Genomic DNA, 19,173 nt, shown 5'->3' with positions numbered 1-19,173 from the left:
GCCTCCGTCCAAGCCACTTGCGTCCAACAGACCTCCGCCAGAACAACCCTTTCAGGTGGAGTCCGCACCCCTTTCCAGGTATAGTAGGGGCGCCTGTCCGTTTCCTCGGGCAAGCTTTAGCGGCGACGGAAGGTGTAGCAGCACCCCCCGTCGCCTGACCACAACCCTGCTCAACCACAGGAGTAGCAGAGCCATGGCTAATGCTTGTTATATCCGATTGTTCGTCGTTTCCCCAGACCCGTCATGGACGCGGGCCTGTTTACTGATGGTGAAGGCCGGAGGCTGAGGACCGGGCGCCGGGTGGGCCGGGTTTGTCCTGCCACCCGCCTTATCGGCAGCGCCGTACAGACTCGGCCCGTTCCCCTGGCCACGGTTCCGCCTCTGGCTCGAGGAGTTCGGCCATGACATCGGAAACCACCATATCCCCCGCTTCCGTCCCCGATCCGGCGGCCCTGCATATGGGCCGTCGGCTCACCCGGCGGCGCAATGACCTTCGTCTGTCCCGTCGGTGGCTGGCATCCCTGCTGGGCATTGCGCAGCAGGAGTGTCGCGCCTGGGAAGAGGGATGGGCACGCATGGACGGCAAGACGCTCCATGACCTGTCGGTCCTTCTGGACGTCCCCATGACCTATTTTGTCGAGGGACTGGAGGTCCCCTATCGCCCCAAACGCCTGGAAACCCTTCTTCAGGAACACCTGACGCGGACCCTGCTTCAAACCGCAGTGACAGCCCCCCCGGTGGAGCGACGGGCGCGGCTTCTTCAAGCCTTGGAGTCACCGTGATGGCGGGGTTTGGAGCAGAGCCCCAGTGAAGCGAAAGACCCGCTGTCGTGGGTCCCGCTTCCGCCTCCCCCATTGCCCCGGCCTTGGGGGAGGCGTAGCGTGAAAATGGAAAGGTCTGTTGAAAGAACGAGCGGAACCGCGTTCGCTGCGGGTTGGAAAGGACGGGGTGTGACAGAGGGGAGGATCATAAACACCGGAGGGCACCCCCTGGCCGATGGCCGCCCCCCGAAATGGGCGAGCGGCTGGGGCCAGGACAGGCAGGGTGTGTTCGTCGAGTTCACCTATCGGGAGATCACCCAACGTCTCCGCTGGTGCCCGCCGGGGTGGTTCCGCATGGGCTCTCCGAAGGGGGAGACCGAGCGATTTAAAAATGAAGGCCCTCTGACGGAGATCACCATCCCCGAGGGGTTCTGGCTCTTCGACACGACCGTGACCCAGGCTCTTTACGAGGCGGTGATGGGGACGAACCCGAGCCGTTTTACGGAGGATGGTGCCAATCGTCCCGTGGAACAGGTGAGTTGGGAGGAGGCCAGGTCGTTTCTGGAGCGTCTCAACGGGGAAATCTCCGGGTTGGCCCTGTCCCTTCCGAGCGAGGCACAATGGGAGTACGCCTGCCGGGCGGGATCGTCGACCTCCTTCGAACCGACGGTGGCCTCCCGCCATGTGGGACTAGATATCACGGCGGAAGAGGTCAATTACAATGGGAAGTTTCCCCTGGGCGAAGCGTCCGAGGGCACATATCGAAAGGCAACGGTTCCGGTAAAGGGGGCCGGGTTTCGGCCCAACGCCTGGGGTCTGTGGCATATGCATGGGAATGTGTGGGAATGGTGCAAGGACGCTTTCGGCAAGCCCCGAGTGGAAAGCGGGACAGGTGGACGGTACCGCGTTGTTCGTGGGGGCTCTTGGGACGGTGACGCCTGGAACTGCCGGGCCGCAGTCCGGAGCGGGTTCGCGCCCGATGCCCGGCGCGGCAGCCTGGGTTTTCGCCCCGCCGGAGGTCAGGTCCCGAGCTCCAGAAAGCCGTGAGACGACCCGGAGGGGCGTCTTGCGGTGAACGGTCCTCCGGGCCGTGGTCGGGATGCCGGTACGGCGGACTAAAGACAAGGCGCGAAGCGCGGTCGAGGTGAACGGGAGCATGGGCGCCTTGTGCCGGAACAGGACCCGGGAGAGCGGCTTCCGGCGGCAGGGTCCACGACAGTGTACCCTGCACGATATGACAAAACCGATACTCGCTTTGTCGCAACCGTAAACCTCGTGGCACCCATCATCGCCATGCGATAATTGTCCGCAAACCCTAGGGCATCAGTGCACCAGGGACAAAGGGGTGTTCGAAATTCGGACGATTTGTCCGGCTGATCGGACGAACCGTCCGAAGGGGAGTGCCGCTTTCTTCCTCAATCCGTCCCGCGAACGGGGAGAGGGGAGCCCATTTTCGCCAAATCACCATTGGCCCAGTCTTTGCTTTATGTTTCCGAATAATGAGAGTGAAACGGGGCCAGCTTGACTCACGCTGATCCCGTTTCACTCTAGGCGTCAGGTACGGGGGCATCACGGTACACGACAGGGAGTGCTTTCCCATCACGGGGCTTTGCCCGTCCCCCAACTTGGGCCGAAAGGCCCAAGACCCCAAGCTCGTATTTGTAAAAGAAAAATGGGGGTTTGGGGGCATTGGCCCCCAAATGGGTTTGGGCAATCGCCCAAAAAAGACGAGTCACTGTCGTGTCCTGTACGGGAGTGCTCTGGGTCGGGAGGATCCGGAGACGTTCTGTCTTTCTCCGACCATTGCTGGTGGGGAATGGCGGACAAAGCCTGTCTTCGCCGTGTAGTATCGGGGGAGAAGACAAAAACGCGCATCGGTTCGATGAAGACCGGGCGTGGGGAGGACATGTCGATGAGACGAGACCTGGGTGGCCCGTCCGGTACGGAGGGCCATGACAAGGCGATCGCTGTGGCTTGGGAAAAATTCCTGTCTGGAGATGGCATGCCCGGCGATGCCGTGCGGCGCATGGTGGAGGACTCTTGGCGGCGGTGCCGAGATCTTGGTGTGAACCCAGGCAGGGGGAGGGCACCCCTGGCCGTCACCGAAGATGGCCTTCACGGCTTGAAGGAGCGCCACCGCGATTTGATTCGGTCGGCCCGGCCCGTTATGGCCCAGGCCCGTGAGCTGCTGGCCGAGTCCCAAACCCTGATGGCGCTGACCGATCCTGACGGTGTGATCCTTTGGGTGGAGGGAGATCCCAAGGCCAAATCCAAAAGCGAGGATATCAAGCTTGTTCCTGGGGCCTCTTGGGGAGAATCCGTCAGTGGAACCAACGCCATCGGAACGGCGCTTGCCGCAGCCCAACCCGTTCAGATCCGGTCCGAAGAGCATTTTTGCGAGGGGATCAAGCATTGGACCTGTTCGGCCACGGTCATCCGCGATCCCTATGACGGCGCGCTTCTTGGGGTTCTGGATATCTCGGGTTTGTCGGGAAGTCACAACACCCATTGCATGGCCCTGGCCGTTGCCGGTGCGAGCCGCATAGAGAACCGATTGGCCAGCTTGGAAATGGAGCGTCGGGGGCGGCTGCTGGATTCCACATTGGCCCATGGACGGCTTTGGGCGGACCGGGGGGTGGTCCTCTTTGATCATCGGGGACGGATGGTCCGAGCCAATGACCGCGCGGAGGCCTATATCAATGCTCTCGGCCTGGATATGGGAGCCATCAACAGACTGGTCCTGCCCGAGGGGGCTCCCCCCGACAAGGATTTGCCAGACTGGATGCGCTCCGATTGGCTGGAGCCGGTGATGGAACGAAACGAACGTCTGGGGACGATCCTTGCTCTCCCCCGCAAGGGAGAGCCCCTGCGCGGCAAAGCCCTGTCTCCTTCCCTGGCCTCCTCCCCCTCCGAGGGGGATCCCTTCGCTGCGATCATCGGGGAAAGCGAGCCCCTACGGGCGGTGAAGGCCCGGGCCCGCCGTTTGGCGCGCCTTCCCGTTCCCGTTCTGTTACTGGGTCCTACGGGAGCGGGAAAGGAAGTCTTCGCCCGGGCCTTGCACAAGGCCGGCCCCCGTGCGCCTAGTCCCTTCGTGCCGTTGAATTGCGGGGCCATGACCCGCGATCTTTTGGCTAGTGAGCTTTTTGGCTATGTGGAAGGGGCCTTTACCGGGGCTCGGCGGGGCGGCATGGCGGGCAAGTTCGAAGCGGCGGACGGCGGTACCCTGTTTCTCGACGAGATCGGCGAAATGCCCCCGGACCTGCAAGCCCATTTTCTGCGGGTCCTGGAGGATGGCGTGGTCTATCGCCTGGGAGACAACAAACCCCGACAGGTGGCAGTCCGGGTGGTCGCCGCCACCAACCGGGATTTGCGGGCAGAGGTTGCCGCTGGAACATTCCGCATGGACTTGTTTTATCGTCTCGCGGTGACCGTGCTGCACCTGCCGCCCCTGGGAGACCATGGGGAGGACATTCCCTTGTTGGTGGATCACTTCATCGAACAGACCGTTCGGACCCATGGTCTTTCTTGCAAACGGGCAAGGCCAGAGCTCCTCGACCGCTTGCGGGCCTACGCCTGGCCTGGGAACGTGCGGGAGCTGCGCAACGTTGTGGAAGGCCTCGTCTGCATGGCCGAGGGGGATTGGCTGGAGGTGGAGGACCTCCCCCCGGGCTTTGGCGCGCCGCCCCCAACGATGGACCGATATAATCCGGGGCCGGGGCCAATACGCCTGGCCTGGGAAGAGGAACGGGGCCGCGCCCTGGCTGATCGAGAGCGCGAGGGCATGATCGAGGCCATCGCCCTTGAGGCTGGAAACCTGACCCGGGCCGCCACCCGCCTGGGCATCGCCAAGAGCACCCTGTACGAAAAGATGAAGCGTCACGGCATCGACCGCATGACCGCATTCAAGGCCTATCGGGATCGGTGACCCTGAGTGGAGTGGGGGGTGTCTGGATCACGATGAAATCAGGTCTGCCCGACTTGATTCCCAGGGTACACGACAGCGGGTGTTATCCCGTCACGGGGCTTTGCCCCGTCCCCCACTGGGGCCGTAAGGCCCCAGACCCCAGGCAGTTACTGGCCGTAAGGCCCCAGACCCCGGGTTCCATTTATAAAAGAGAAATGGGGGTTTGGGGGCATCTGCCCCCAAATGGGTTTGGGCAATCGCCCAAAAACTACGAAGCCGTGTCGTGTCCCGCGCCTGATTTCATGAACGGGATCTCACTCATATGGTGAGGGCGGAAAACCGGCGCCCACTTTTCCGCATTCCGCTTCAAAAGGCCATCGGAGTGATCCGGTGGCCTTTTTTCTGACCGCCCGTCCGCCCGTTCCGTTCGGATCGTCCGGAACGCAAACGCGAAGGACGGATTCCGCAGACGCGGCATTCCCTTTTGGGAAAGCGGTAAGTAATTGAAAATATAGAAATTAAAAAAATTCCTCCCTTTGGCACGGTCCTTGCCATTCCTCCAGCGGGTCCCGTTCGCGGTCCGTGGAGGAGCGGCTGGACGGGAGCCCGTCAACGAAGAATTCTCATTGGAGGAAACAGTGGGACACCAGAACAACCCCGTCCAGGTCATGGGTATCGATGCCGGTGGCACGATGACCGATACCTTTTTTGTCCGGGCAGACGGCGAGTTCGTCGTCGGCAAGGCGCAAAGCAATCCCGAGGATGAATCCCTCGCGATTTCCCAGTCCTCCGTGGACGCCCTGGCCCAATGGGGCCGGAGCATCGACGAGGTCTATCCGGAAATGGTCACCTGTGTGTATTCGGGCACGGCGATGCTCAACCGCGTGGTTCAGCGCAAGGGGCTGGCCGTCGGTTTGATCGTCAACAAGGGCCTTGAGGATTTCCACCGCATGGGTCGGGCGATCCAGTCCTACCTGGGCTACGCCTTCGAAGATCGCATCCACCTCAACACTCACCGCTATGACGAGCCGCTGGTTCCCATCTCACGCACCCGGGGCGTGACCGAGCGGACAGATTCCCAGGGCGATGTTGCCATCCCCCTGCGTGAGGATGAGGTGCGCCAAGCCGCAGCCGAGCTGATCGATATGGACGTAGAAGCCATCGCCATCAGCCTTCTGCATTCCCACAAGAACGGCACCGGTGAGCGTCGGGTTCGCGACCTTTGTCGGGAGGTCGCCGTCGAGAAGGGCAAGCCTGACCTGCCGATCTTCGCGTCCGTTGATTACTACCCGGTGCGCAAGGAAAGCCACCGCACCAACACCACCATCCTGGAGGCCTATGCCGCCGAGCCCTCGCGCAAGACCCTGACCAAGATCAGTGATCGCATGAAGGCCGAGGGCGCGGCCTATGACCTGCGGGTCATGGCCACCCATGGGGGCACCATTTCCTGGAAGGCCAAGGAATTGGCCCGCACCATGGTTTCCGGTCCGGTGGGCGGCGTGATCGGCGCCAAGTTCCTGGGCGAGCTTCTGGGCTACGACAACATCGCCTGTTCGGACATCGGCGGCACCTCCTTCGACATGGCGCTGATCACCAAGGGCAGCTTCGCCATCGTCTCCGACCCGGATATGGCGCGGTTGGTGCTTTCCCTGCCGCTGGTGGCCATGGACTCTGTGGGGGCAGGTGCGGGCAGCTTCGTTCGCCTGGATCCCCATACTGGCGCCATCAAACTGGGGCCGGACAGCGCGGGTTATCGGGTGGGCGTCTGTTGGCCCGACAGTGGTTTGGATACGGTCTCGGTCACCGACTGCCATGTCATCCTGGGCTACCTGAACCCGGATAACTTCCTGGGTGGGGACATCAAGCTGGATGTGGAGCGTGCCCATGCGGCCCTCAAGGAGCAGATCGCCGATCCCCTGGGCCTCTCCGTGGAGGAAGCGGCTGCGGGCGTGATCGAGCTTCTCGATCTGTCTTTGAGAGACTACTTGCGTGCCACCATCAGTGCCAAGGGCTACAGCCCTACGGACTTTGTCTGCTTCTCCTACGGGGGGGCTGGCCCGGTCCATACCTATGGCTATTCCCAAGGGTTGGGCTTCAAGGATGTGATCGTTCCGGCCTGGGCGGCGGGCTTCTCGGCCTTCGGCTGCGCCACGGCGGATTTCGAATACCGTTATGACAAGTCCGTGGACGTGGCGATCCCCTTCGGTTCGCCGGACGCCTTCAAGGTGGAGGCCGCCAAGACCCTGCAGGAGGCCTGGGCCGAACTCGCCGGCAAGGTGGTGGAGGAGTTCAAGATCAACGGCTTCGATGTCGCCGACGTGGCCCTGCGGCCGGGCTATCGCATGCAGTATATGGGGCAGCTCAACGACCTGGAAATCGACAGCCCCATCACCGCTGCGGCGACCGCAGCCGATTGGGACAAACTGGTCGAGGCCTTTGACGAGACCTATGCCCGGGTCTATGCCAGCGCCGCCCGCTCCCCGGAACTGGGGTTCAGTGTCACCGGCGCCATCATGCGCGGGGTCGTGGCCACCCAGAAACCGCACCTGCCTAAGGAGCCTTTGGAAGGCCCCGAACCTCCAGTCGAGGCCCACATCGGCCGTCGTCCCTTCTTCCGCCACAACCATTGGGTCCACGCCGACGTCTATCAGATGGAGACCCTCAAGGCCGGAAACCGGATTGTCGGTCCCGCCATCATCGAATCCCCGGCGACCACCTTTGTCGTTCCGGATGGTTTCGCCACTTGGCTCGACGAGCATCGCCTGTTTCACCTCGAGGAAACCAACTCCTAGATCAAGCCGTCTTGAAATAGAAATCTATTCTAGACGAATAGTTTGATTTGGATTCAACAGGTTGAGCATCGAGTGGGCCGGAAAACCGGCTCCCAGTTTTCCGCTCGATGCTCCAAGGGAGTTAGAACACCATGAACGCCATTTCCAAGACGGATCGCGGGGGGTTGGCCGGGGGCGGTAAGACCCTCAAGCAGCACCGGGACCATGTCCTCGCCCGCACCAAGAAGACCGGATACTACAACGGCTTGAAGGCGCTCTCCTTCAAGGAAAACGATCCCATCGCCTATGAGAAGATGTTCTCCAAACTGCGCGGTGGTTTGGTCCATGCCCGCGAAACGGCCAAGAAGATCGCCGCTTCGCCCATCGTCGAGCAGGAAGGGGAGCTCTGCTTCACCCTGTATAATGCGGCGGGCGATTGTGTGCTCACCTCGACGGGGATCATTATCCACGTCGGCACCATGGGCGCGGCGATCAAGTATATGATCGAGAACAATTGGGAGGGCAATCCCGGGATCAACCCCGGCGATATGTTCACCAACAACGACTGTTCCATCGGCAATGTCCATCCCTGCGACATCGCCACCATCGTGCCGATCTTCGCAGAGGACAAGCTGGTGGGCTGGGTCGGCGGCGTGACCCATGTCATCGATACCGGCTCCGTCGGTCCCGGCTCCATGTCCACGGGCCAGATCCAGCGCTTTGGCGATGGGTTGCAGATCACCTGCCGCAAGACGGGCGTTAACGACGAGCCCCTTCGCGACTGGCTGCATGAGAGCCAGCGGGCGGTGCGGACCACCAAATATTGGATCCTGGACGAACGCACCCGCATCGCTGGCTGCCATATGGTCCGCGATCTGGTGGAAGAAGTGATCCGCGAGGATGGCCTGGAGAGCTGGGAGAAGTTCGCCTACGAGGTCATCGAGGAGGGGCGCCGGGGTCTGGGGAGCCGGATCAAGGCCCTGACCGTTCCGGGCAAGTACCGCCGGGTGGCCTTCGTCGACGTGCCCTATGCCCACGAGGACGTTGGGTGCCCGTCGGAATTCGCCAAGGTCAACACCATCATGCATTCTCCGGTGGAGATCGAAATCAGGCCGGATGCCTCCTGGCGCTTGGACTTCGAGGGGGCGAGCCGCTGGGGCTGGCATACCTATAATGCCAACCAGGTGGCCTTCACCTCCGGCATTTGGGTGATGATGACCCAGACTCTGGTGCCGACCGAACGCATCAACGACGGCGCCTATTACGGCACCCAGTTCCGCTTGCCCAAGGGCACCTGGATGAACCCGGATGACCGGCGCACGGGCCATGCCTATGCCTGGCACTTCCTGGTTTCGGGTTGGAGCGCCCTCTGGCGGGCGCTGTCGTCTTCCTACTTTGCGCGCGGTTACCTGGAGGAGGTCAATGCGGGCAACGCCAATACCTCCAACTGGCTCCAAGGCGGTGGCATCAATCAGGATTCCGAGATCCACGCGGTCAACAGCTTCGAGGCTGCGGCCTGCGGAACCGGCGCCTGTGCGGTCAAAGATGGCTTGAACAATGCCGCAGCCATCTGGAACCCGGAAGGCGATATGGGGGACATGGAGATCTGGGAGCTGGCCGAACCCCTGCTGTATCTGGGTCGCAACATCAAGACCAACTCGGGTGGATATGGCAAGTTCCGGGGCGGTTGCGGCTTCGAGACCCTGCGCATGGTCTGGAAAGCCGAAGACTGGACCATGTATTTCATGGGCAATGGCTACATGAACTCCGATTGGGGTCTCATGGGCGGTTATCCCTCGGCGACAGGCTACCGGTTCGAGGCCCATAAGACCGGGCTGAAAGAGCGCATCGCCAAGGGAGAAAGCCTGCCCATCGGCGCCGACCGGAACCCCGACGCCCGGGAATACGAGAAGCACCTGGCCGAGGGCGCGGCGGTCAAGCGCGACAGCCAAGCGATGACCACCGAGAACGTGTTCGAGAACCACGACCTTTACCTGAACTACCTGCGGGGCGGGCCGGGGTACGGTGACCCCCTGGACCGGGATCCCAAGGGCGTCGAGAAGGACCTGAACGAGCGGTTGCTGCTGCCTGAATATGCCGAAAAGGTTTATGGGGCGGTGTTGTCCCAGGCCGCCGACGGTCACGTTACGGTGGACGTCGAGGCCACGACCAAACGCCGGGCGGAGATCCGCAAGGAACGGCTCGCCCGGGCCAAACCGACCCGGGAGTGGATGAAGGAGGAGCGGGCGCGCATCCTCGCCAAGGATGCGGCCACCCAGGTCCAGCATATGTTCGCCAGCAGCTTTGGCCTCAGTGAAAAGTTCCTGGCCTCCTTCCGAGCCTTCTGGGACCTGCCCGAGGACTGGATCGTGGTCGAGGATGAATTGGGCGTGCCGTCCTTCGGCTCCAAGTACCGGAGCGATCTGTCAGAGCTGCCCGACGTCCATACCGTCGTGCTGGTCGAGGAATAAGCGGCCCTGGGTCGGGGCGCGGTGGGCCACCGCCGCGCTCCCATTCAGACATAAGCAAAACGCGAGAATTTGGAAACGAACCCATGTCGAAATACACCAAGAAGCAGGTCTCGGAACTGGTCGAGGGCCGTGCCAACTGGGAAACCGTTCACCGTATGCTCTCCATGCCCAAGGACGCGGAGCGCTTCGAGATGTACCTGGAGGTTCTCCAGGACAAGGTTTCCTTCGATGCCAAGATCATCTTGCCGTTGGGGCCCCACCTCTATGTGGTCCAGACCAAGAACAAGCACTGGGTGACCATGTGCGATTGCGGCCATGACTTCGGCGACTACAAGGAAAACTGGAAGCTGAACGCCGCCGTCTTCGTTCGCGATACGGAGGAAGCGCTGGCTGAGGTTTATCCGACCCTGATGGCCCCCGATCCCCAATGGCAGGTCTACCGCGAGTTCTACTGCCCCTCCTGCGGCATCATGCACGACGTGGAAGCACCCACTCCCTGGTATCCGGTGATGCATGACTTCGAGCCCGATATCGAGACCTTTTATAAGGATTGGGTCCATCTGCCGGTCCCTGAAAAGGCCTGACGGCTGTCAAACGCCTTCCAGGCAAGGGGAGACTGTTTAGGAACACGGTACAGGACAGTCGGTGCTTTCCCGTCACGGGGCTTCGCCCCGTCCCCCACTGGGGCCGTAAGGCCCCAGACCCCGGGCTCTTTCTCCTTCCCCCTTTCCAAGCGGGGCCGTCGGAGCATACCTCCGGCGGCCTTGTTTTCCGTCTCTCTCCTGTTCCGGGACGGGGATTATCGAGATCTGGTCGAGGAGAGTGCCGCATCCATACTCCGGGGCTTGTCGATCAGGGCATCGGTGACGCCCGCAGCCAGCCACATGGCCCCAAGCGCCACCCAGGCCGTCAGAGAAAGGACGGAGCCGCCGGTGACCCCTGCGCCGACGGCGCAGCCCCCCGCCAACATGCCGCCGAAGCCCATCAGGGCCGCACCCACCATGTACCGGGTCATCCCCGTTGACGCGTCGAAGGCCTGAAAGCGAAAGGCTCCGGAGGTTACCGCCGACAGCAGGGAGCCCAGAAACACGCCGGGTACCAGCCCGATGCCGAATTCCGGAGCGACCGTGGGTTGGGTAATCAGGGCCATCAGGGTATCTGCCGAGGGTCCCGTGAAGGTGACCCCAACCACGGGAACCGGGTCGAAGGCGGTGGAGGACAGGGCTTGGGTATAGGCCCAGGCCAGCGCGATGGAGCCACCCACCCCCGCAGCCGCCAGGACCGGGGTGCGGGCCGAAGGGCTCCGCAACAGGACGACCAGGGCAAGGCCGACCGTCATCGCTCCCAGAACCAAACCGGACCCATCGGGCAGCAGAGCAGCCATGTTCCGCGCCTCTGGCCCGATGATCCACAGGCGGGACAGGGCTTCGCGCAAGGGCGAGAGGACACCGGTCAGGCTCGCCTGGGCAACCACGGTAACCACCAAGCCGGTCACCAGGGCACGCATGTTGCCCGTGCCGGACAGCACCAGCAGACGGCTGGCGCAACCTCGGGAGAGGATCATGCCGACGCCGAACAACAGGCCACCGATCAGGGCACCCGAGAGGGTTCCCGCCGAGGTGACTTGACGAACATTGCGAAGAGAGAGGAGCTCCGTCGCCACCTCGATTTGGGTGAGTAGCAGGGTGACGCCAAAGACCGTCAGCCAAATGGCGATCTTCGGGCCAATGGATCCCCGCCAGAACTCGATGGTGGCGGCTCTCAAGCAAAATTGGCTCCGCTGGGCGCAAAAGCCAAAGATCAAGCCGACCACAAGTCCACCGACCCCTGCTTTCTCCAAATCCCCCAAGACATCGGACATGAACCAAGCTTCCATGATTCCCCCCTGGAATAGGTCGACTTTTTCGATCTTGGCGGTATAGGCTAGACCTGGAACAGTGCCTTTACATAGAAAAAAATGAATGCGACCATCGGTCGTGTTGACAAACATGAAGAATGCACCGCACCCGAAGGTCTCTGCGTAACAGCCAAGACACCCTTTGGCGGACTCATGGGGACGGGCGCGGAGGGAGGAACCACATGGAGATGTCCGTGGCGACGATGGTCGCCCTCGGCGGACTCCTCGGCGGAGTCTTTTTGGGAATAGCCTCCCGCTGGGGGCGCTTCTGTACCTTGGGCGCGCTGGAGGACGGCTTTTATGGCCATGATTTTCGACGGTTGAGAGCCTGGGCTTTGGCCATTGCCACGGGGATGCTGATCACCCATCTGGCATGGTGGTCCGGTCTCGTTTCCCTGGAGGAGAGTTTCGTTCTCAGCGCGCCCTTCGCCCCTTTGGGTTTGGTTGTTGGCGGGGTTGTCTTCGGGTTTGGTATGGCCTTGACAGGAACCTGTCCTTTCGGCGTTTTAGCCCGGGTGGGTGGAGGAGATCTGCGATCGGTCATCGTGTTGTTGGTCATCGCCGTGGCGGGCTATGCCACCATGGTGGGGATCCTCAGTCCCTTGCGGATCGCCATCTTCGAGCCTTGGACCCTGGCCCTGGAGGGAAATCAGCACATGGGGCGTCTGCTGTCCGAGGCTTTGGGGGTGCCGCTGAGCGGTCCTCTGGTGCTTTGCACCATCGTCGGATTGCTCTGGTGGGCGTTGCGGGACAGGGCGTTTCGGCGCACCCCACGCTATTGGATCTCGGGGTTGATCGTCGGTGCCGCCATTGGCGCGGGCTTCCTGGTGACCGGCCTGGGGGCCAAGGAAACCTTCGAGATCATCCCCATCAAGTCCCATAGCTTCGTTGCGCCGACGGGACAGGCGGTGCTCTATGCCATGACCCAGTCCAGCCGGGGGATCGATTTCGGAGTCGCTGCCCTGATCGGGGTGATTCTGGGGGCCTGGGGAACGACCCTGGTACGGCGGACCTTTGAATGGGAAGCCTGCGATGATGTGCGCGAACTGGGCCGCCATATGACCGGAGGGGTCCTGATGGGCGTAGGCGGCATCCTGGCCTTGGGGTGTTCCGTCGGTCAGGGCCTCACGGCGGCCTCGGCTTTTGCCTTGTCCGCGCCCCTGGCCATGTTGGCCATGGCTCTGGGCGCCCGGGCGGGGTTGGGATTTTTGGTCGAAGGACGGCTGTTCCCCGGATTCCCCGGGCGGGCGAAGCCTTGATCCGCAATGGTTAGAGTGAAACACGGCACACGACAGGGGTGTTTTCCCTTCACGGGGCTTTGCCCCGTCCCCCACTGGGGCCGAAAGGCCCCAGACCCCGGACGTTTATTGGCCGAAAAGCCCCAGACCTTATAAAAGAGAAATGGGGGTTTGGGGGCATTTGCCCCCAAATGGGCTTGGGCTATCGCCCAAAAAATTACGAGACATTCTAGCGGTTGGAGCGTTTCCGGCAAAAGCGATCGTGGAGCAGATGGACGAAGGCTTCTGCTTCCCCTTCGACGAGGTTGTAATAGACCTGTTTGCCGACTCGGCGGGTGGTGACCAGATTGTCCTCGCGCAGGCGGCTGAGTTGTTGGGAAACGGCGGGTTGCCGTTCGGACAGCAGGTGTTCCAACTCGCCGACACTGCGTTCCCGAATGGCCAGCCAGCAGAGAATCTTCAGCCGGGCGGGATGGGCCATGGCCTTCAACAGGCTGGCCACTTCGTCGATACCCTCCAAGACATCGTCCTCTTCCCCGGACAACGCATGGGGGGGCTCGGGCGGCTCTGTCTCAATCCTGTTCAAACTGACCACCGCTCCTTGCCGCGACCATTCTTAGCCATTCCGATCCTTGGGGAATAGCACTGCGGAGAAGGTCGCGTCTAGATCACGATGAAATCAGGTCTGTCCGACCTGATTTCATCGTGATCTAAATCATATAGTTAGAGCGGAATGAGACGGAAAACCGCGCACACTTTTCCTCATTCCGCTCTAGTGGAAGGCCGTGGGATGCAAGGGAAAGAGCGGCTGTGTCGCGCTCCTTCCCATTTTCTTAGACCTTTGTCTAGATCAAACAGGTTGAGCATGGAGTGGACCGGAAAACCGGTGCCCACTTTTCCGCTCGATGCTCTAAAACTCCAGATCCATTGCCACGCTGTCCAAACCCGCTTGCGCGCAGGATTGGTCGTCGGCGCCGGATGGCGCGCCGGATACGCCGATGCCCCCCAGGAGACTTCCTTGGGCATTGACGACGATGCCGCCTCCCAGCATCAGGGCGTTGGTGATCTGGCGGGCGCCGAAGGCTTCCGAGCCCGGCTGGGTGGTCTCCGCCAGATTCAGGGTGTTGGCCTTGAAGCTGACGGCGGTCCAGGCCTTGCGCTGGGCCGTGTCCGGGGTGTGGGCTCCGGCGAGGCGGTCCCGCACCAGGGCCTGGGGCACGCCGGATCGGTCAACCACTGCCACGGCGACCTGGAACCCCTTCTCCCGGCAGGCTTCCATGGCCGCAGTGACGATGTCCAACGCCGTTTCCGGGGTCATGACCTTCACGTCGAAGGTTCGGGACTGATCTTGGGCTTGGGTTGGGAGCGGTGCAGCCAGAAGCAGGCCGAGGCCAAGCAAGGGAATGGTGAGGGTGCGGGGCATGGGGGAATCCTCCTTGGGGTGGTCCGTCTGTTGGTCGCGGACCGGTTTTATTGGGACAGGGTTTGTTTTTCGCTTCCGGAAGGGGGGAGCTCGGACTCAGGCGGGAGATGGGATTCGATCAACTGCTCAAGCAGGGGCCAGATGAAATGCTCTCCTGGATATCCGCGTAGACGGGCCAGTTCCTGCCCGTTCTCTATCAGGATGAACGTTGGAGTCAGGTGCTCCCGGGGGATCGCCGACAGGTCGTCCGGCCACCCCTCGGCGATGTCGACGCGGCGCATGGGCACGCGCTTCCCCACCTCGGTACCGGGCCAGGCGGGCAGGATGTCCTTGCGCACCTTGGCGCACCAGGGACAGCCGGGTTGCTCAACGAAAAGCAGCTCTGCGGCATCGGCAATGGGAGTCGGAAGGGTCCCCCAGAGGACGCCCACAACCAGGAAAACCCGAAAGAGGCGGAGGGGCAAAAACGGCGGCGATCCGAAGGCACCGGGGCGGGGTGTCATGGCCAATATCCCTGGTTTCGATGAGAGCGGGATTGCAACACATCTAAAATCTTGCATACAATGACCTTCTGAAGCAAGTGCCGCGCCCATCGGTCCCAAAAAGGGGCCCGTCGATAAAAAGGGCAGCGGCTGGGAGGTTTCATATGTTGGATGTTGGTCTTGGAGCCGCTTTGGCGGCTGGGATTCTGTCTTTTATTTCCCCCTGTGTTCTGCCCATCGTGCCCCCCTATCTGGCCTATCTGGCCGGCATGGGGTTCGATGATTTGCGCCAGGAGGGGCCGGTGCCGGGGCAGGGGCGTCGGGTGATTTTCGCCGCTGCTGCTTTCGTTGCCGGATTCACGGTGGTTTTCGTCGCCCTGGGTGCGACGGCCAGTCTCATCGGACAAACCGTGGCCCAGTATTTCGACGTTCTGTCCGTTATTGCCGGGGGCTTGATCCTGGTCATGGGGCTGCATTTCACCGGGATCCTGCGGATTGGTCTGCTCTACCGGGATGCCCGCATCCAGGTGGAGCGCAAACCCGCCGGACTGGCGGGGGCCTTTCTCATGGGGCTGGCCTTCGCCTTCGGCTGGACGCCCTGTGTCGGACCGGTGCTGGCGGCGATCCTGTTCCTTGCCGGGACCAGCGATACCGCCTGGACCGGGGCGGGGCTTTTGGTGGCCTATTCCATGGGAATCGGCGTGCCGTTCCTGCTGGCCGCCGCTTTCGCGAGCCGCTTTCTGTCCTGGGCGGCCCGATTCCGGCGCCACCTGGGCACGGTGGAAAAGGTCATGGGCGGCTTCCTGATCGTGACGGGCCTGCTGTTCATGACCGGCCAGATGAAGGAGATCTCCTTCTGGCTGCTGGAGACATTCCCCATTTTCAACGAACTCGGATAAGGGAGGCTGTCATGGGATTTCCCTGGCGGATAAGCATACTCGTTGCTGGTCTTGCACTGGCGATCTTAGGGGGGGCGGGCTCCGCCTCGGCCACCGTGGGCGAGGATGGTCTGCATAAGGAAGACTGGTTCTCCTTGACCTTCAAGGATGTGGGCGAGGACATCAAAGCCGCGAAGGAGGCCCATAAGCGCCTCGTCCTGGTCTTCGAACAGCGGGGCTGCATCTACTGCGCCAAGATGCACGAGACGCTTCTGACCGATCCGGAGGTGCGGGACTTCATCAAGGCGAACTTTATGGTCGTTCAGTACAACCTCTTCGGAGACGAGGAAGTGGTTGATACCGATGGTGAGGTACTGACCGAAAAAACCGCGGCCCGGAAGTGGGGGGTGGTGTTCACCCCAACCCTGCTGTTCATGCCGGAGTCGGTTCCGGAAGCCGCCAGCGCCTCATCGGTTGCCGTGGCAACCATGCCCGGGGCCTTCGGAAAGTGGACTTTTCTCAATATGTTCCGCTGGGTTCATGAGAAGGGCTATGAAGGTGAGGAACACTTCCAGAAGTACCATGCCCGGATCATCGCCGAACTGCGCGCCGCTGGAAAACTGGAGGAGTAAAAACCCGACTGTCGTGGTGCGATGCAAAACATTCAAAAAATTATATATCAAGCTTGCCCTATGTGTCGTGACCGGGTAGCGTTGCAGAGAGGATAAAGAAAGGCGGCCGCTTCAAAGGTCCGCCCCCTCAGGGAGGAAGTGGGTTCAATGAAACGTACAGTCACCAAATCCATTATCGCCGGATGCTTGGCGATCCTGGCGTCCGTTCCGGTGACGGTTGCGGCTGGAGGGGCGGCGACAGTCGCTCCCGATGACGTGACTTTCACCGACCTTATGGTCGCCACGCCGGTCTCTGCGACCCCTGGGGATCCGGCACGCGGGGCGAAGGTTTTCGTCAGTCGGTCCCTGGGCAATTGCCTGGCCTGTCACGAGGTGACAGTTCTGAAAAAAGAGCTGTTCCACGGAACCGTCGGTCCCAGCTTGGATGGCGCGGCGAGCCGTTGGTCCGTCGATCAATTGCGGGCCATTGTTGTTGACGCGAAGAAAGTCTTTGGGCCGGAGACCGTGATGCCTGGGTTCTATTCGAACCATGTCGGTCTTCATGTGGACGAGAAACACGCGGGCAAGACGATCCTCACCGCCGATCAGGTGGAGGATGTCGTGGCCTTCCTCGCCACCCTTAAGGACTAGAGTGAAATGGGATCAGCTTGGAACAAGCTGGCCCCATTTCACTCTAATTATATGGAGTTTAGAGTGCCTTCGAGGCCAACTTGGGCCGGAAAGTGGCCCAAGTTGATCTCTGAGCACTCTAGCGCGGGGCTTGTGGTTTCCCAGGTTCCGTCAAAAAATGTTCAGGAGAGAAATCGATGAGAGTGACCCGTCGCCAGGTCTTGGCGTTTGGCGCCGCGACCGCCGCCGTTACCCTTGTGGGCATACCGGTGTCTCAGGTTCTGGCCGCCGCCCCCGAAATGGAGGCGAAGATTAAGGAATTCACCGGTGGCGCCACTCCGGGCGAGGGCAAGCTGACCCTGACCGCCCCGGAGATCGCCGAGAATGGCAATACGGTTCCGATTTCCGTGTCCGTCGACAGCCCCATGACCGCCGAGGACCATGTGGCCGCCGTGATGGTCCTGGCCGAGGGCAATCCCTCGCCGGGGGTGGTGACCTTCCACTTCACACCACTGTCGGGCAAGGCGGAAGCCTCCACCCGCATCCGTTTGGCCAAGACCCAGAACGTGGTCGCGGTCGCCCGCATGAGCGATGGTTCGGTCACTATGGCCGCCAGTGAAGTCAAGGTGACCATCGGCGGCTGCGGCGGCTGATCAACGGTTAAGGGAGAATAAAGCAATGGCGAACGTCAAACCTCGCGTGAAAGTGCCAAAGAAGGCCAGTAAGGGTGAAATCATCACCATCAAGACCCTGATCAGCCATGAAATGGAATCCGGGCAGCGGAAGGATAAGGCTGGCAAAACCATCCCCCGCCAGATCCTGCATACCTTCACCTGCGCGTTCAATGGTCAGGAGGTCTTCTCCTGCGACATGGAACCGGCCGTCTCGGCCAACCCCTACCTTGAGTTCGATGCCAAGGTGGAGGAAAGCGGAACCTTCGTCTTCACCTGGCTGGACGACGATGGATCCACCTATACCGCAGAAGCCAAGGTCGCGGTGTCGTAAGTCGACGTGAAACAGGGTCCGCGCCGGTGACGAAGAGTCGGTGATGAAGAACCGGGTGAACCCGGTCCAGGGCGTGGGACACATGGGGAGGACCATCGTGAGCAAGAACGAAATCAAAAGGGGACTGTCTGCCAGCCTGTTCGGCCTGGGCCTGTTGTCCGCCAGCCTCTTAACTGCCAGTCTCCTGGCCGCTACGGGGGCCCAGGCCGATCCGGTGGATGACACCTTGGTCATCGATGGCAAGGAGATGATCACCCGGACCGCCGCGCCCCAAGGGCATCCCTTCAAGGAACTCTACTCCGGCTGGCTGTTCCGCACGGAAGAAACCCGTGCACTGGAGGCGGATTCCTTTCAGAACCCGGCCATGCTTGGTGTCGACGAAGGGGCCGAGATCTGGGAGACGGTGGAGGGTTCGGCCGGGAAGTCCTGCGCGTCCTGCCATGGGGATGCCGCAGAAAGCATGGCGGGCATTGGTGCCCACTATCCAAAGTGGGACCCTGTGACCAAACGACCGATCAATGTCGAACTGAAGATCAACCAGTGCCGGGAAAAGAACATGGGGGCTGAGCCCTACAAGTTCGACGCCCGCGAACAGAAGGCTCTTACCGCCTTCATTAAATACCAATCCCTGGGCGATCCGATGTCCATCGACCTGACCCAGGGCGATATGCAGAGCTGGTGGGATAAGGGCAAGGATCTCTATTACACCCGCACCGGGCAGCTCAATCTCGCCTGTGCCTCCTGCCATGAGGTCTCCATGGGCAAGATGATCCGGGCCGACCACCTCAGCCAGGGGCAGGTCAATGGCTTCCCCACCTATCGCCTGAAGCAACAGGGGTTGGTGTCCCTGCATAACCGCTTGCGGGGCTGTATCCGGGATACCCGGGCAGAGATCCCCAAGGCCTTCTCGGACGATCTGATGGCCATTGAGGTCTATGTGACCTGGCGTGGCACGGGCCTGTCCATGGAAACGCCCTCGGTCCGTCACTAGGGGCGGTCCATCCGGTCGGGGTACCCCCTTTCCCCCCAAACTCAAAAGGGGATGTCCCGACCGGAATTTTCCAATCCATTTTTTCGCTATTCAAGGCGCGGTCCTGCGTTT

17 protein-coding genes are annotated in these 19,173 nt (G+C 61.6%); 13 read left to right on the top strand and 4 right to left on the bottom strand.

Annotated elements, in window-relative coordinates:
* Positions 1 to 401 precede the first annotated feature (401 nt).
* The 6 genes from ACLIRY_RS23425 (at position 402) to ACLIRY_RS23400 (ending at position 10,491) form a co-directional block, all read left to right on the top strand.
* Positions 402 to 782, top strand: a complete 381-nt coding sequence (locus tag ACLIRY_RS23425; protein WP_413207849.1) for a helix-turn-helix domain-containing protein — start codon at positions 402 to 404, stop codon at positions 780 to 782.
* A 105-nt stretch (positions 783 to 887) separates the two neighbouring features.
* Entirely contained in the window at positions 888 to 1,808 is a 921-nt protein-coding gene (locus ACLIRY_RS23420) for a formylglycine-generating enzyme family protein (RefSeq protein ID WP_413207857.1), read from the top strand.
* Positions 1,809 to 2,673: 865 nt separating this feature from the next.
* Complete coding sequence (locus ACLIRY_RS23415; protein ID WP_413207848.1) at positions 2,674 to 4,686, top strand: sigma-54-dependent Fis family transcriptional regulator; 2,013 nt, start codon at positions 2,674 to 2,676, stop codon at positions 4,684 to 4,686.
* Positions 4,687 to 5,303: 617 nt separating this feature from the next.
* On the top strand, positions 5,304 to 7,457 hold the full coding sequence (locus ACLIRY_RS23410; protein WP_413207847.1) for a hydantoinase/oxoprolinase family protein: 2,154 nt from the start codon (positions 5,304 to 5,306) through the stop codon (positions 7,455 to 7,457).
* A 131-nt stretch (positions 7,458 to 7,588) separates the two neighbouring features.
* A complete protein-coding gene (locus ACLIRY_RS23405; RefSeq protein ID WP_413207846.1) occupies positions 7,589 to 9,907 on the top strand; it encodes a hydantoinase B/oxoprolinase family protein in 2,319 nt (772 codons plus the stop codon).
* An 83-nt stretch (positions 9,908 to 9,990) separates the two neighbouring features.
* Positions 9,991 to 10,491: an acetone carboxylase subunit gamma gene (locus ACLIRY_RS23400; protein ID WP_413207845.1), complete on the top strand. Its 501-nt coding sequence runs from the start codon at positions 9,991 to 9,993 to the stop codon at positions 10,489 to 10,491.
* 215 nt (positions 10,492 to 10,706) lie between these two features.
* Here ACLIRY_RS23400 and ACLIRY_RS23395 read toward each other — a convergent pair whose 3' ends face one another.
* Positions 10,707 to 11,768: a YeeE/YedE family protein gene (locus ACLIRY_RS23395; RefSeq protein ID WP_413207844.1), complete on the bottom strand. Its 1,062-nt coding sequence runs from the start codon at positions 11,766 to 11,768 to the stop codon at positions 10,707 to 10,709.
* Between the two features lie 218 nt (positions 11,769 to 11,986).
* Here ACLIRY_RS23395 and ACLIRY_RS23390 point away from each other — a divergent pair, with 218 nt between their 5' ends.
* Positions 11,987 to 13,063, top strand: coding sequence for a YeeE/YedE family protein (locus ACLIRY_RS23390; protein WP_413207843.1), 1,077 nt, complete (start codon positions 11,987 to 11,989; stop codon positions 13,061 to 13,063).
* Positions 13,064 to 13,271: 208 nt separating this feature from the next.
* Here the strand turns inward: ACLIRY_RS23390 and ACLIRY_RS23385 are convergent, their stop codons facing one another.
* The 3 genes from ACLIRY_RS23385 to ACLIRY_RS23375 form a co-directional block, all read right to left on the bottom strand.
* Positions 13,272 to 13,628: an ArsR/SmtB family transcription factor gene (locus tag ACLIRY_RS23385; protein ID WP_413207842.1), complete on the bottom strand. Its 357-nt coding sequence runs from the start codon at positions 13,626 to 13,628 to the stop codon at positions 13,272 to 13,274.
* A 324-nt stretch (positions 13,629 to 13,952) separates the two neighbouring features.
* Complete coding sequence (locus tag ACLIRY_RS23380; protein WP_413207841.1) at positions 13,953 to 14,465, bottom strand: GlcG/HbpS family heme-binding protein; 513 nt, start codon at positions 14,463 to 14,465, stop codon at positions 13,953 to 13,955.
* A gap of 47 nt (positions 14,466 to 14,512) precedes the next feature.
* Positions 14,513 to 14,968 (bottom strand): transcriptional regulator, encoded by a 456-nt coding sequence (locus ACLIRY_RS23375; RefSeq protein WP_413207840.1) that lies wholly within the window; start codon positions 14,966 to 14,968, stop codon positions 14,513 to 14,515.
* A gap of 143 nt (positions 14,969 to 15,111) precedes the next feature.
* Between ACLIRY_RS23375 and ACLIRY_RS23370 the strand changes: the two genes are divergently transcribed.
* The 6 genes from ACLIRY_RS23370 to soxA all read left to right on the top strand — a co-directional run bounded on the left by ACLIRY_RS23370 (position 15,112) and on the right by soxA (position 19,062).
* Positions 15,112 to 15,846, top strand: a complete 735-nt coding sequence (locus ACLIRY_RS23370) for a cytochrome c biogenesis CcdA family protein (protein ID WP_413207839.1) — start codon at positions 15,112 to 15,114, stop codon at positions 15,844 to 15,846.
* Positions 15,847 to 15,857: 11 nt separating this feature from the next.
* Positions 15,858 to 16,457, top strand: a complete 600-nt coding sequence (locus ACLIRY_RS23365; protein WP_413207838.1) for a SoxW family protein — start codon at positions 15,858 to 15,860, stop codon at positions 16,455 to 16,457.
* 147 nt (positions 16,458 to 16,604) lie between these two features.
* Positions 16,605 to 17,087 (top strand): sulfur oxidation c-type cytochrome SoxX, encoded by a 483-nt coding sequence (soxX, locus tag ACLIRY_RS23360; protein WP_413207837.1) that lies wholly within the window; start codon positions 16,605 to 16,607, stop codon positions 17,085 to 17,087.
* A 176-nt stretch (positions 17,088 to 17,263) separates the two neighbouring features.
* Entirely contained in the window at positions 17,264 to 17,719 is a 456-nt protein-coding gene (gene soxY, locus ACLIRY_RS23355) for a thiosulfate oxidation carrier protein SoxY (protein ID WP_413207836.1), read from the top strand.
* Positions 17,720 to 17,744: 25 nt separating this feature from the next.
* The gene (gene soxZ, locus ACLIRY_RS23350; protein ID WP_413207835.1) at positions 17,745 to 18,071 is read left to right on the top strand and encodes a thiosulfate oxidation carrier complex protein SoxZ; all 327 of its coding nucleotides are present in this window, start codon (positions 17,745 to 17,747) and stop codon (positions 18,069 to 18,071) included.
* 97 nt (positions 18,072 to 18,168) lie between these two features.
* Entirely contained in the window at positions 18,169 to 19,062 is an 894-nt protein-coding gene (soxA, locus tag ACLIRY_RS23345) for a sulfur oxidation c-type cytochrome SoxA (RefSeq protein WP_413207834.1), read from the top strand.
* The last annotated feature ends 111 nt before the right edge of the window (positions 19,063 to 19,173 follow it).

Source organism: Rhodospirillum sp. A1_3_36 (genome assembly GCF_047263945.1).
Classification (GTDB): domain Bacteria; phylum Pseudomonadota; class Alphaproteobacteria; order Rhodospirillales; family Rhodospirillaceae; genus Rhodospirillum.
The sequence above is the reverse complement of the archived record's forward strand: the minus strand, read 5'-3'. Positions and strand labels throughout refer to the sequence as shown.